Here is a 12,116-nt window from a genome sequence, read left to right on the forward strand (position 1 = left end):
TATCAAGAACGATTCGGGCAGCCAGCTCGGCAACGCGCAGAACACGGTCTACGAAACGAACGTGTTCGAGAAGTACGGCGACGAAGCCGATGCGGAGATTGCGCGGATTATTTCGCAGAACGCGGGCGTGAAGACGGCAGACAAGCGCGCCGAGTGAGGGCGTGCGAGTGGAGATGCAACTAACTGCCAGAGCCTTCCGCGACCTGGATACGCCGGTTCCCGGCGCACAGTCTGAGCGCTAACAGGGTGTGAGGCTCGAAGCAGTGCATCTTATTGTCGAAACCCGGTTGCACGCATTCGCACCGGCCGCTTAAAACGGCTGGTTTGCGAACATCGTTCGGATAACCAGGTATTGTTCAAAAGCCTCCTGAAAACAGGAGGCTTTTGTTCGACTGGCGAAAGCAGCAGAGTGTCTGCTTAACGGCTTACCGGATTTCCGGCTCGGACGAACGGATCAGTGTCCGTGCGCTTCGCGGAAACCGGCGTCATGCTCGAATCGATCGGCACGTCTACCGGACTGGAATCCGGCCGAAACGATAAACAGGACTCCTGCAAACGGCCAGGAGAACGTCGCCAGCACGAAGCAGAACCAGAAAGCGTCTTGAGGAGGGTACGCGGGGAGTGCCCATGACAGGCAGGCAGCTGGCAACAGCAACATACACAGCGCCGACCGATTGAGGAAAACGGCGACCTTTGCGTTCTTGAGCGTTTCTGCGTGCATGCCTGTCTCCATTTGAAGTGGCACTGGGACATAGAGTCGCACGATGGCAATCCAATGAAAACTTGGTGAAAGCCCTGAGGTAATTTCACTGAAAATCGACGTGGATTAGCCGAAATTGCGGGGATTTGATGGGGTCAAGACGCTTGAAAGGCGTTGTGCGAAGCCGCATGAAAAGCCTGGATTCCAGGCCGTAAATGAATGAAAACGGAACGGCGAGAAACGAAAAATGAGCGCAATCGCTAATAGCGTTAAGATGCGCGCTCGACTCCGAAGTCTTTCAGGCTCAATCGCAGACTCATTCTCGCGCCATGCCCCAATATCTCGACGCTGCCGCATTCATCGAACTCGCCCAACGCGCGGAACAGACTCAAGCCTCCGTGTGCGTCTGCACAAAAACGCCGCTCGATGGCTGGCAAACGCAGCCGCTTTCGCTCGACGAGCGCCAACTCGAACAGATCGGCACGCTCGCGTTGCAGGATGAGGCCGAACCCACATTCGCCGAACATTTGCCCGGAAATCTCGGCTATTGGTCCGAGGAAGCGCCGATTGCACCGCGCTACTTTCCGTATAACCGCTGCGGTGTGTGGAAATGCACGCAGTGCGGCCGGCTTTATCTGCGATATACGGAAGGCGGCGGCTATTTCGTCGATCAGCGTATTCGCGCGGTAAAGGCGGCGTTGATCGAAGACGTGCCGCTTTAAAACCGCCACAGCCAGATTCAGGCAGATTCAGAAGGATTCGGCGCGATTCGGTCGATCCGGCCACTTGCCGTTATGCTGTCCGGCGTCGGGCGCGCATGTCGCGTCCCGGCTCACCCCCTTCATCACCAGACCAGCGCATGGGTATCCGGGAACTCGCCAAGGAATTGAAGCTGTCCGTCTCGACCGTGTCGCGCGCCTTGAACGACAGCGACGAGGTCAGCGACGAAACACGCGAGCGCGTGCGCGCCGCCGCGCTCGAACACAGCTATGCGCCGAGCAAGTCGGCGGCGAGCTTGCGGCGCGGGCGGCTTGACATCGTCGGCTTGATGCTGCCGGTGCGGCGCGAGGAAGAGACCTATACGCACGGCATTTTCATGCGCCTGGCCGACGGTCTCCAGTCGGTGCTCTCGCGCCATGGGATGGACCTCGTGATGTACTCGAGCGCCTCATGGGACGACGAGTGCGCGCGGCTGCGGCGCATCGTCGACCGGCGGCATGTCGATGGCGTGATTCTCGCGGGCACGCGGCGCCACGACGAACGGCTCGATTACGTCGCGAGCCGTCATTTTCCGTTCGTCGCGCTGGGCCGCAGCGAGTCGGGCGGCGAGCACGCCTGGGTCGACCTCGATTTCGAAACGGCGGTGGCGGCCTGCGTCGCGCAACTCGTCGCGCGCGGGCATCGGCGTATCGCGCTGGCGATTCCGGGCGGCGATGCGATGCAGGCGCACATCTACCTGCGCGCCTGGCAGCAGGCGATGAAGCAGCACGGACTCGCGGTGCCCGAGGGTTTCGTGCAGCGTAACGAGCTGTCCGAGCGCGGCGGCTATCTCGCGACCGGCGCGCTGCTGGCGCTGGCAAACCCGCCCGACGCGCTGATGTTCCAGAGCGACTGCATGGCGATCGGCGCCTATCGCAAACTGCACGAAACGGGCATGACGCCGGGCCGCGATCTGGCGATCTCGGGCGGCGTGCTGGCCGGCGAGGTGTCCGACTACCTCGCGCCGCGCCTGTCCGGCTTCACGCTCGATGCCTATGCGCTGGGCGAGCGCCTCGCGCAGGCGCTGCTGGCTCAGCTTCCCGACTTCGCGTCCACGTATCCCGCCGCGCGCGAGCCGCAGTTGTGGCCGCTGACCCTGCGCGATCGCGACGACGACGCCCCCGTGCCGACGTCCTCCGGCCGCTGAGCCGCTTCATCGCACCTTCGCGCGGCTCGCTTTCGCACCGAGCCATCGCGCATCATCGACATTGTTTTTTCCGCGATTCGCCTTTGCGATTTTCGCAGCCAGCTTGACAGCGTCGGGCCCAGACGCAACTATCTGCCTGTTCCCGGAAACGTTTCCGGGAACGCAGCACGATTACCGCAGCAAGACGCATGCACGGCCAGGCCGGCCGAACGAGACGGCTCCCGCACAGAACCGGAAAGAGCCTCGAACACAGCGCGATTCAGACGCGCGAAAACGGAGACAGCATGAAGAAGCTACTGGCCGCCTCGGCGGCGATCGGTTTGGCATTGTCGCTTTCCTGCGCGCCGCTGCACGCGGCGTCGCTGTCGGTCTGGGCCGTCGACGAGCCCGACGACTACACCGCGAAAATGGCGCAGGAGTTCGCGAAGCTGCACCCGGACGTTCACGTGCAGATCCGCAAGGTGGGCTTCGCGGCGCTCAACGACGAAACCATGCGCGCCGTGATGTCGGGCAACATGCCGGACGTCGTGCCGATCGACAACCCGAACACGGCGATGTTCGCTTCGAAGAATGCGCTGCTCGATCTCGGTCCTTACCTCGCGAAGTCGAAGGTCATCGACGCGAAGCAGATCTTCCCCGGACCCCTTAAAAACGCGAGCTGGAACGGCAAGATCTATGCGATTCCGCGCGGCACGAACACGCTCGCGCTCTACTACAACAAGGACATGTTCAAGGCCGCCGGGCTCGATCCCGAGCATCCGCCGCAAACCTGGGACGAGCTTTACACCGATGCGCAGAAGCTGACCGACGCGAAAAAAGGCGTGTACGGTCTCGCGTTTTCCGCGATCAACACGGAAGAGGGCGTGTTCCAGTTCCTGCCGTTCGTGCAGGCCGCGGGTGCCGACTGGGACCGCATGAGCGATCCGGGCGCGGTGCGCGCGGTCGCCTTCTGGCAGAAGCTGCTGGACAGCAAGGTGGCGTCGCCCGATACGCTCACGCATAGCCAGTCGGAGGCGGCGGCCACGTTCATCAACGGCAACGCCGCGATGGACATCGACGGCCCGTGGGAACTGGGCGCGGTCGACAAGGGCGCGAAGTTCAAGTGGGGCGTGGCGCTGCTGCCGGCCGAGAAGGCAGGCGGTCCGCGCGCGTCGGCGCTCGGCGAGCAGAATCACGCGGTCCTGCGCGGCGCGAAGGATCCGGCCACGGCGTTCCAGTTCCTCGAATACATGTATGCGCAGCGCGGGCGCAACTGGAACGACTTCGGTATGCTGCCGCCTTCGCGCGACACCAACACGCCGAATCCGAAGTGGCCGCAGGCCTATCAGGTCTTCAACGAGCAGATGCAGTACGCGCGCCCGCGTGGACCGAATCCGCAATGGCCGAAAATCTCGAAGTCGATTTCCGATGCGGTTCAGTCCGTGCTGACGCACCAGGCAACGCCGCAACAGGCCATGAACGCCGACGCACAAGCCGTTCAAGCCTCGCTTAAGTAAGTCATCCGAAATAAAGTCTGCAAGCCGTTGGCCGGAGGACGCCCATCGTCCTTCGTCCGACGCGCCGCCTTTGAGCGATCAACGCCATGAACACACTCTTGCGCCGTGCTCCGCGCGAGCCGGCTTCGGGCCTGCTGCGCCGCTTTCCGCGCGCCCATGCCTTCGAGATTTCGCTGGCCGTGTTCGCGCTGCTGTATCTGCTGGTGTTTGCCGGGCTGCCGCTCGTCTACAACATCGTGCTCTCGTTTCAGCAAGTCGATCTGATGGAGCCGGCCACGCTGCTGCGTCCGTTCGTCGGACTCGCGAATTACCGCGACGTGTTCAGCCGCCCGGAAATGCATCAGGTTATCGTGAATACGGTGCTGTTCGTCGGGCTTTCGCTCTTGTTTCAGGTGCTGATCGGCTTCGCGCTCGCGTTGCTGTTCGCGCAGGATTTTCCGTTCGCGAGCCTGATGCGCGGCCTGTTTCTCGCGGGCTGGATCATGCCGGGCCTCGTGGTGGGCGTGATCTGGAAGCTGATTTTCGCGGGCGATTACGGCGTGCTCAATCACGTGCTGATGCAACTGCATGTGCTGGACGAGAAAATATTCTGGCTCTCCGATCCGCATTGGTCGCTCTACGCCGTGATCGCGGCGAACGTGTGGCTCGGCGTGCCGTTCAACATGCTGCTGCTGTCGGTCGGACTCGCGGCCATTCCGAAGGACCTTTACGAAGCCGCCGAACTCGATGGTGCGAACGCGCTGCAACGCTTCACCGGTATCACCTTGCCGATGATGAAGGCGACGCTCGGCGCCGTGATCGCGCTGGGCGCCATCATGACGATGCAGCAATTCGATCTGATCGCGGCGCTCACCCAGGGCGGCCCGGCCAATTCGTCGCTGGTCGCGCAGTACTGGTCGTGGCAGCTTTCGTTGCAGACCTTCGAGGTGTCGGCGGGTTCGGCGGTCGCCACGGTGATGCTGCTGCTCGTGCTGGTGGTCGCGGTGATCTACGTGCGCTCGACGCGCAACGAAAGGATGGTCTGACATGAAGCGCTACGTGCTGTTTTTCATCGCGCTGTCTGTCACCGTGGTCTATTTGTTTCCGCTGTACTGGATGTACATCACGGCGTTCAAGAACGCGAGCGAGATGTTCCAGTATCCGCCCACGTTCTGGCCGCAGCATTGGCAATCGCACGTGTGGCAGGTGTTCAGCGAGAGCCACATGGGCAACTTCCTCTGGAACTCGTTCGTGACCGCGTGCGGCACCGTGGCCGTCACGGTGTTCGTCGGAACCGGCGCGGCCTACGCGCTCGCCTTCGTGCAGAACCGCTGGACCAGCTTCGCGATCTTCGCCGTGCTCGTGTTGCAGGCGCTGCCGTCGAGCCTGATGGTCACGCCCATCTTCACGGCGTTCAAGAGCCTCGGCCTGCTCGACACGCCGCGCCTTGCGGTGGTGCTCGCGCAGATCACCAAGACGCTGCCGTTCTATATCGTGCTGTGCCGCCCGAGCTTCGTGCAGGTGCCGCGCGAACTGCGCGACGCGGCGCTCGTCGATGGTGCGTCGCCCGCGCGCGCGTTCTTCGGCGTGATCCTGCCGCTCGCGGTCAACGGCATTCTCGTCTCGGCGATTCTCGTGTTTTTGCAGTCGTTCGGCGAGTACGTGTACGCCCGCTCGCTGATCCTCGACGACCGCTATCAGACCGCGACCGTGGGTCTCTCGGCCTTCGTCGGCGCGACCAAGGTCGACTGGATCGGCATCATGACGTACTCGGCCATTTTCGTCACGCCCATCCTCGTGGCTTTCATGCTGCTGCAACGCAGGATCGTCGCCGGGCTCACCGCCGGCGCGCTCAAGTAACGCATACGGAGAATCGCAGTGGATCGCATACAGATCGAGCGCCTGAGCAAAAGCTACGGAGCCGTGCAGATTTTGAAGGACATCGATATCAGCGTGCCCGAGGGGTGTTTCGTCGCGCTGGTCGGACCGTCGGGTTGCGGCAAGTCCACCTTGCTGCGCACCATTGCGGGACTGGAGCCGATCACGGGCGGCACGCTGCGCATCGACGGCAAGGTTGTGAACGACGTGCCGCCGCGCAAGCGCGATGTCGCGATGGTGTTTCAGAGCTACGCGCTTTATCCGCATATGAATATCGAGCGGAACATGTCGTACTCGATGCGGCTGCGGCGCGCGGCGCCGCAAGTCATCCGCGAGAGTATCGACGGCGTCGCGCGCACGCTCGGGCTCGACCATCTGCTCACGCGCATGCCGCGCCAGCTTTCCGGCGGCCAGCGTCAGCGCGTGGCGATGGGGCGCGCCATTGTACGGAATCCGAAGGTATTTTTATTCGACGAACCGCTGTCGAATCTCGATGCGGCGCTGCGTGTGCACATGCGCACGGAGATCCGCAAGCTGCATCAACGCCTGGGCGCGACGTCGGTGTATGTCACGCACGACCAGATCGAAGCGATGACGATGGCTGATCACGTCGTCGTGCTGCGCGCCGGAGAAGTCGAGCAGCAGGGCGCGCCGCTCACGCTGTATCGACAGCCGGCCAATCGTTTCGTGGCGGGTTTTATCGGCTCACCTTCGATGAATTTCGTCGAAGCGGTCATTGGCCCGGATGGACGCAGCGCGCGTTTTGGCGGCGCGCAAAGTCTCGATCTCGGCCGCGCGCTGCCAGCGGGCACCGAGGTCTGGATCGGCCTGCGTCCCGAGCATCTACAGCTGCATCGCGAGGCGCACGGCGTGCGCGGCGTGATCGACACCGTGGAAAGCACGGGATCGATGAACTTCATCGCCGTGAAGGTCGATGGCGTTGACGCGCCGTTGATGATCGCGCAGTCCGGCCCGTGCACGTTGCGCAGCGGCGAGGCGATCGGGCTCGACATGGCGAGCGAGCACATTCACGTTTTCGACAGGAAGACCGAGCGCGCGCTGTGAGCGCGTGCCGGTTGGCATGGACATTCACGTTCAATCAGCATTGAGCATATCTAAATGAAAATCAGCGACGGAAACTGGTTGATCCGCGAAGGGCTGGGCGTGACCTACGCAGCCTCGCCGCACAGTGTGGAAGTCGTCGGCGACGAATTGCTCGTGCACGTCGCGCCGCGCGATGTATCGAGCCGCGAGCGCCAGCTCGATACGGGGCTGTTCACGTGGCGGTTCTTTTCGCCGCAAAGCGGCGTGATCGGTGTGCGCGTGGAGCACTTCTCCGGCGTGCGCGATCGCGGTCCGCACTTCACGCTCGAACGTGCGCCGACGCAAATCGTCACCACCAACACCGAGGACGCCGCGAGCCTCACCAGCGGCTCGCTCACGGTGCGCATCGTCAAGTCGGGCGACTGGTCGGTGGATTTCCTGCGCGACGGCGAGCGCATCACGGGTAGCGGCTTTCGCGCAAGCGGGCAGGTGCACGACGCGAGTCAGCAGGGCGCGGCATTCATGTTCGAGCGGCTCGATCTCGGGGTCGGCGAAAACGTTTATGGGCTCGGCGAACGCTTCACCGCGTTCGTGAAGAACGGGCAGGTGGTCGAGAGCTGGAACCGCGACGGCGGCACCGGCACCGAACAGGCGTACAAGAACGTGCCGTTTTATCTGACCAATCGCGGCTATGGCGTGCTGGTCAATCACCCGGAGAACGTGTCGTTCGAAGTCGCCAGCGAGAAGGTCGCGAAGGTGCAGTTCAGCGTGGCGGGCGAGCGGCTCGAATACTACGTGATCGACGGCCCGACGCCGAAGGCCGTGCTGGACCGCTTTACCCGGCTCACCGGACGTCCCGCGTTGCCGCCCGCCTGGTCGTTCGGTCTGTGGCTCACGACGTCGTTCACGACGAATTACGACGAAGCGACGGTCAATCACTTCATCGACGGCATGGCCGAGCGTGGCATTCCGCTGCACGTGTTTCATTTCGACTGCTTCTGGATGAAGGCTTTCCACTGGTGCGATTTCGAGTGGAACCGCGAAACCTTCCCGGACCCGCAGGGCATGCTTGCGCGCCTCAAGGCGCGCGGGCTGAAAATCTGCGTGTGGATCAATCCGTATATCGCACAGCCGTCGCCGCTATTCGCCGAAGGGATGGAGAAAGGATATTTGCTTCGGAAGCCTAACGGTGACGTTTGGCAGTGGGACCGCTGGCAGCCGGGTCAGGGCATCGTCGACTTCACGAATCCTGAGGCGGCGCAGTGGTACGCGGGGCATTTGCGGCGCTTGCTGGACATGGGCGTCGACTGCTTCAAGACGGATTTCGGCGAGCGCATTCCGACCGACGTGGCCTATCACGACGGCTCCGATCCGCAGAAGATGCACAACTACTACAGCTACCTTTACAACAAGGTGGTGTTCGACGTGCTGCGCGAAGTGCGCGGCGAAGGCGAGGCCGTGGTGTTCGCGCGCTCGGGAACCGTGGGCAGTCAGCAATTGCCCGTGCATTGGGGCGGCGATTGCAGCGCGACCTATGAATCGATGGCCGAAACGCTGCGCGGCGGGCTGTCGCTCGGATTGAGCGGCTTCGGTTTCTGGAGTCACGATATCGGCGGCTTCGAGCACACCGCGCCCGCCGACGTCTATAAACGCTGGTGCGCGTTCGGGCTGCTGTCGAGCCATAGCCGTCTGCACGGCAGCAAGTCGTATCGCGTTCCATGGCTGTTCGACGACGAAGCCGTCGACGTGGTGCGCCATTTCACCGAATGGAAATCGCGTCTGATGCCGTATCTGTTCGACGCCGCACAGCAGGCGGTCGAGCACGGCACGCCGATGCTGCGCGCGATGCTGCTGGAGTTTCCCGACGATCCGGCCTGCGATCATCTGGACCGGCAGTATCTGCTCGGCGATGCGCTGCTGGTCGCGCCGGTGTTCAACGCAATCGGCGACGTGGACTTCTGGCTGCCTGAGGGACGCTGGACGCATCTGTTCACGGGCAAGGCCGTCGAAGGCGGCAGGTGGCTGCGCGAGCGGCACGGCTTCACGAGCCTGCCCGTATACGTGCGGCCGAACACGCTGCTGGCGATCGGGACGGAAAGCCAGCGCCCGGATTACGACTACGCGTCGCGCAGCGAACTGCATCTGTTCGAACTGGCCGATGGCGCGAGCGCGGCCGCAACGCTGCGCGACGAGCGCGGCGCGAGTGTGACGCAGGTGAGCGTGACGCGTCGGGGCTCATCGCTGAGCGTGCGCTATGCGGGCGTGAAGGGCGCGAATGGCGTAGATGGCGCATTGCCGTTGACGCTTCGGCAATGGCCCGAGTTGCGCGATGCGGGCGGACTGGCGACGCAAACGGGAGAACTGGGCGTGGTCGTGCAGTTGCCGGCGGGCGACGGGGAAGTCGTGTTGCACGTATAAGCCGAAGCGCCCTGGTGCGCTCGACGCACGCAGGGCTGCGATCAACGTTCCGCAGTCGGCGCAAATACGTTGCCGACCGCGGGACGAGGGAAACTCAGCGATTCTGGAAGCTTTGCAGCACGGTGAGCAGGCTCGTCAGGTTGTCGGCGACACCGCCCTGCGCGACCTTCTCGGTGGCGGCCGCGCCCGCCATCGTGTTCATGCTGTAGATCTGCATCACGCCCTGATTCGCGGCAGCCTGCGCGAGCGTGTTCTGTTGCTGCTGCGCCGAAACCGCGTTCTCGAACAGAATGCCGGTCGAGTGCGCCATGGTCTGGTAGATCGAGCCCATCGCCATCGCGGGCGCTTCGCCGAGCACCTTCACGTTCGATTGGGTGACGGCGTCGGTGATCTGGTTATTCACGGAAGTCGGAAAGCTCATCTGGGTTCTCCTTTGACAAAACGTCAGAGCGTCGGCAGTGCGCGCTCAGCGCGCACAGTGCTTCAGCGGTTCTGGAACGCCTGCATCGTGGCGAGCAGGCTGGTCAGGTTGTCGGCAACGCCGGCCTGACTCACCTTTTCGGTGCTGGCAGCGTCGGCCATCGTGTCGACGCTGTAGATCTGCATGACGCCCGTGTTCGCGCCCGCTTGCGCGAGCGTGTTTTGCTGCTGCTGCGCCGAGACCGTGTTCTCGTACAGAATGCCGGTCGAGTGCGCGAGGCTCTGGAACAGCGAGCCGAGCGCGAGCGCGGGTGCCTGGGCGAGCACGTTGACGTTCGCCTGGGTGACGGCGTCGGTGATCTGCGCGTTGACAGAGGTGTTGTAGGCCATGGTTCAGCTCCGGTGTCGAGGCGGTCGATCAGCGGCGGAACGACTGCAACACGGTGAGCAGGCTCGTCAGGTTATCGGCGACGCCGCCCTGGGCGACTTTCTCCGTGCCCGCTGCGCCGGCCATCGTGTCCATGCTGTAGATCTGCATGACGCCCATGTTCGAAGCGGCTTGCGTGAGCGTGTTCTGTTGCTGCTGCGCCGAGACCGAATTCTCGAACAGGATGCCCGTCGAGTGCGCCATCGTCTGGTACAGCGAGCCGATGGCCATGGCGGGCGATTCGCCGAGCACCTTGACGTTCGATTGCGTGACGGCGTCCGTGATCTGGTCGTTGACAGAGGTCGGGAAAGACATGGTGTTGCTCCTTTGGTTGAAGAGTGAATGCACGGCGCTGACGGGCGGTAGCGCTGCGTGTCGCGCCGTGCTACTGCATGGACGAGCCGCCGGACGGCTCGTGAACACCACCTGACTGCTCGGTGTGTGAGGGGGACGTGGCTGCGCCGGCGCATGCGTCGTTCGCGCTGTGTGCAGGGCTATTTCCAGCGCTATTCGCCGTGGCGTCGGCACTGCCGTTGTTGCCACTGTTGCTACCTTGCGCGGCCTTCGCCGTTTCCTGCGCATTGATCCGCTGGATCAGGTCCTGCAACTGCGTGACGAGCGGCCCGAATTGCTGGTTGAAGCAATTCTCGACTTCCTGCTTCGCGAGCCCAGCCAGATGCGCGGCGATCTGGGTGAGTGCGAGCTGGTTGCCCGGCTGCAATTGCGCGAGGTCTGGATTGAGCGTCGCGGGGCGCAGATCGGAGAGCGTCTTGCAACTCTCCAGCAACGCGAGAATGGCCTGCTCCTCCTTTTCCTGAACGTCGAGCGCCTGAGCGGAGCTTGCCTGGATCGTCTCCAGAATGTTGCGCATGCCGGACGTCGCCTGCGCCTGCCCCTGACCGATGGCGGACTGCACCTGACGGCGCGCCTGCTCGACGGCGTCGAGCGATTGCGTCGCGGGCGTCGTCGCTGACCGGCCCTGGAAGCCTTGCTGCAGCCGCAGCAAAGTGGCTTCTTCCTGCGCTTCGAGCGAGCGGTTCAGATACTGCTCGGCGATCTGGCGCAACGCCGGGTTGAGCGTGGCGTCAGCCATGACTCGCGTCCTGTTGCTGGCCGCCGATAAACGGCGCGAGTGCGCTGCGCACCGACAGCAACGCGTGCAGGATGCCTAAGTACTTGTTGTCGTCGTGACCGGCGGTGGCGTTCAGGAGCGACTCGCCCCATTCGGCCAGATGGCTGCTGACCAGTTTCGTGGCGATGTCGTGGAGCTGGTTCAGATCGTTTTGCATGGTGGTTTCTCCGGGAGTGAACGTGACGGGACAGACGCAAAGCGTGCACGCCTGTCGTGCTCAGGACGCTGCGTGTGCACGGGTTGTGAACCCTCAGGCTGCGAGTGGCGTCAGGAACAGCGCCTGTTCGGCTCGACGTCGCTTCAGCAGACCCGGCAACTCGCGGCCACCGGCCCGGTCCCAGCGTGGAAACTGGTTCGCGGCGGCCACATAGTCGCCCCGGTTCAGGTCGCGCAGCAGCGTCGAATTGCCAAGATTGCCGAGCCCGAGGTTGAAGCTGAAACTCACGAGCGCCGAAAACTGATTCGGATTGAGCGGCACGCGTGCGAGACGGCTAACGCCCTTTTCGAAGCGAGCGAGGTCGTCGTCGAGTAGCTGGTCGGCTTGCGTCTGCGTAATGATCAGGCCCGGCTTCACGTCGGAACCCGTGTGTCCGTATCCGATCGTCAGTACGCCCACCACATCGGCGTAAGTGATCAGAAAAAGTCCTTCGTATTGCTTGATGAGTGAGATACCAGCGGAATTGATTTTCATGATGGTTCCTCGGCGATCTTGTCGT

The 12,116-nt window shown here is 63.1% G+C and carries 14 protein-coding genes and 1 pseudogene; 8 read left to right on the top strand and 7 right to left on the bottom strand.

Going from position 1 to position 12,116, the window contains the following annotated elements; genetic code table 11:
- Window positions 1-157: pseudogene (locus U4Y88_RS03330) on the top strand (EmrA/EmrK family multidrug efflux transporter periplasmic adaptor subunit); the annotation flags it as partial.
- Between the two features lie 297 nt (window positions 158-454).
- Here U4Y88_RS03330 and U4Y88_RS03335 read toward each other — a convergent pair.
- Window positions 455-721, bottom strand: coding sequence for a hypothetical protein (locus U4Y88_RS03335; RefSeq protein WP_224011533.1), 267 nt, complete (start codon window positions 719-721; stop codon window positions 455-457).
- 308 nt (window positions 722-1,029) lie between these two features.
- Here U4Y88_RS03335 and U4Y88_RS03340 point away from each other — a divergent pair, with 308 nt between their 5' ends.
- From U4Y88_RS03340 to yicI, 7 genes are all read left to right on the top strand, one after another.
- Window positions 1,030-1,422, top strand: coding sequence for a hypothetical protein (locus tag U4Y88_RS03340; RefSeq protein ID WP_321782267.1), 393 nt, complete (start codon window positions 1,030-1,032; stop codon window positions 1,420-1,422).
- A 137-nt stretch (window positions 1,423-1,559) separates the two neighbouring features.
- Window positions 1,560-2,606 carry a substrate-binding domain-containing protein gene (locus U4Y88_RS03345; RefSeq protein ID WP_321782269.1) on the top strand — a complete coding sequence of 349 codons (1,047 nt, stop codon included), beginning with the start codon at window positions 1,560-1,562 and terminating at the stop codon, window positions 2,604-2,606.
- A gap of 284 nt (window positions 2,607-2,890) precedes the next feature.
- The gene (locus U4Y88_RS03350; protein ID WP_321782271.1) at window positions 2,891-4,102 is read left to right on the top strand and encodes a sugar ABC transporter substrate-binding protein; all 1,212 of its coding nucleotides are present in this window, start codon (window positions 2,891-2,893) and stop codon (window positions 4,100-4,102) included.
- An 86-nt stretch (window positions 4,103-4,188) separates the two neighbouring features.
- A complete protein-coding gene (locus U4Y88_RS03355; protein WP_310634013.1) occupies window positions 4,189-5,127 on the top strand; it encodes a sugar ABC transporter permease in 939 nt (312 codons plus the stop codon).
- Window position 5,128: 1 nt separating this feature from the next.
- Window positions 5,129-5,941: a carbohydrate ABC transporter permease gene (locus U4Y88_RS03360; protein WP_310634012.1), complete on the top strand. Its 813-nt coding sequence runs from the start codon at window positions 5,129-5,131 to the stop codon at window positions 5,939-5,941.
- A gap of 18 nt (window positions 5,942-5,959) precedes the next feature.
- Complete coding sequence (locus U4Y88_RS03365) at window positions 5,960-7,024, top strand: sn-glycerol-3-phosphate ABC transporter ATP-binding protein UgpC (RefSeq protein WP_321782273.1); 1,065 nt, start codon at window positions 5,960-5,962, stop codon at window positions 7,022-7,024.
- Between the two features lie 54 nt (window positions 7,025-7,078).
- Window positions 7,079-9,421 carry an alpha-xylosidase gene (yicI, locus tag U4Y88_RS03370; RefSeq protein WP_321782275.1) on the top strand — a complete coding sequence of 781 codons (2,343 nt, stop codon included), beginning with the start codon at window positions 7,079-7,081 and terminating at the stop codon, window positions 9,419-9,421.
- A gap of 94 nt (window positions 9,422-9,515) precedes the next feature.
- Here the strand turns inward: yicI and U4Y88_RS03375 are convergent, their stop codons facing one another.
- From U4Y88_RS03375 to U4Y88_RS03400, 6 genes are all read right to left on the bottom strand, one after another.
- On the bottom strand, window positions 9,516-9,842 hold the full coding sequence (locus U4Y88_RS03375) for a RebB family R body protein (protein WP_224011525.1): 327 nt from the start codon (window positions 9,840-9,842) through the stop codon (window positions 9,516-9,518).
- A 62-nt stretch (window positions 9,843-9,904) separates the two neighbouring features.
- The gene (locus U4Y88_RS03380; RefSeq protein ID WP_224011524.1) at window positions 9,905-10,231 is read right to left on the bottom strand and encodes a RebB family R body protein; all 327 of its coding nucleotides are present in this window, start codon (window positions 10,229-10,231) and stop codon (window positions 9,905-9,907) included.
- Window positions 10,232-10,259: 28 nt separating this feature from the next.
- Window positions 10,260-10,583, bottom strand: coding sequence for a RebB family R body protein (locus tag U4Y88_RS03385; protein WP_065061677.1), 324 nt, complete (start codon window positions 10,581-10,583; stop codon window positions 10,260-10,262).
- Between the two features lie 70 nt (window positions 10,584-10,653).
- Window positions 10,654-11,361: a hypothetical protein gene (locus U4Y88_RS03390; protein ID WP_321782277.1), complete on the bottom strand. Its 708-nt coding sequence runs from the start codon at window positions 11,359-11,361 to the stop codon at window positions 10,654-10,656.
- Window positions 11,354-11,557, bottom strand: coding sequence for a hypothetical protein (locus U4Y88_RS03395; protein WP_224011522.1), 204 nt, complete (start codon window positions 11,555-11,557; stop codon window positions 11,354-11,356). The genes U4Y88_RS03390 and U4Y88_RS03395 overlap by 8 nt, the downstream gene beginning before the upstream one ends.
- Window positions 11,558-11,650: 93 nt before the next feature.
- On the bottom strand, window positions 11,651-12,091 hold the full coding sequence (locus tag U4Y88_RS03400) for a lysozyme (protein ID WP_321782279.1): 441 nt from the start codon (window positions 12,089-12,091) through the stop codon (window positions 11,651-11,653).
- Window positions 12,092-12,116 lie beyond the last annotated feature (25 nt).

The organism is Paraburkholderia sp. J94 (genome assembly GCF_905220285.1).
Lineage (GTDB): Bacteria > Pseudomonadota > Gammaproteobacteria > Burkholderiales > Burkholderiaceae > Paraburkholderia > Paraburkholderia tropica_A.

Bases quoted from the DNA above. Each gene is read 5' to 3' on its own strand.
- U4Y88_RS03400 (WP_321782279.1), bottom strand. From the start codon at position 12,091: ATGAAAATCAATTCCGCTGGTATCTCACTCATCAAGCAATACGAAGGA.
- U4Y88_RS03335 (WP_224011533.1), bottom strand. From the start codon at position 721: ATGCACGCAGAAACGCTCAAGAACGCAAAGGTCGCCGTTTTCCTCAAT.
- U4Y88_RS03390 (WP_321782277.1), bottom strand. From the start codon at position 11,361: ATGGCTGACGCCACGCTCAACCCGGCGTTGCGCCAGATCGCCGAGCAG.
- U4Y88_RS03340 (WP_321782267.1), top strand. From the start codon at position 1,030: ATGCCCCAATATCTCGACGCTGCCGCATTCATCGAACTCGCCCAACGC.
- U4Y88_RS03355 (WP_310634013.1), top strand. From the start codon at position 4,189: ATGAACACACTCTTGCGCCGTGCTCCGCGCGAGCCGGCTTCGGGCCTG.
- U4Y88_RS03395 (WP_224011522.1), bottom strand. From the start codon at position 11,557: ATGCAAAACGATCTGAACCAGCTCCACGACATCGCCACGAAACTGGTC.
- U4Y88_RS03380 (WP_224011524.1), bottom strand. From the start codon at position 10,231: ATGGCCTACAACACCTCTGTCAACGCGCAGATCACCGACGCCGTCACC.
- U4Y88_RS03345 (WP_321782269.1), top strand. From the start codon at position 1,560: ATGGGTATCCGGGAACTCGCCAAGGAATTGAAGCTGTCCGTCTCGACC.
- U4Y88_RS03360 (WP_310634012.1), top strand. From the start codon at position 5,129: ATGAAGCGCTACGTGCTGTTTTTCATCGCGCTGTCTGTCACCGTGGTC.
- U4Y88_RS03350 (WP_321782271.1), top strand. From the start codon at position 2,891: ATGAAGAAGCTACTGGCCGCCTCGGCGGCGATCGGTTTGGCATTGTCG.
- U4Y88_RS03375 (WP_224011525.1), bottom strand. From the start codon at position 9,842: ATGAGCTTTCCGACTTCCGTGAATAACCAGATCACCGACGCCGTCACC.
- yicI (WP_321782275.1), top strand. From the start codon at position 7,079: ATGAAAATCAGCGACGGAAACTGGTTGATCCGCGAAGGGCTGGGCGTG.
- U4Y88_RS03385 (WP_065061677.1), bottom strand. From the start codon at position 10,583: ATGTCTTTCCCGACCTCTGTCAACGACCAGATCACGGACGCCGTCACG.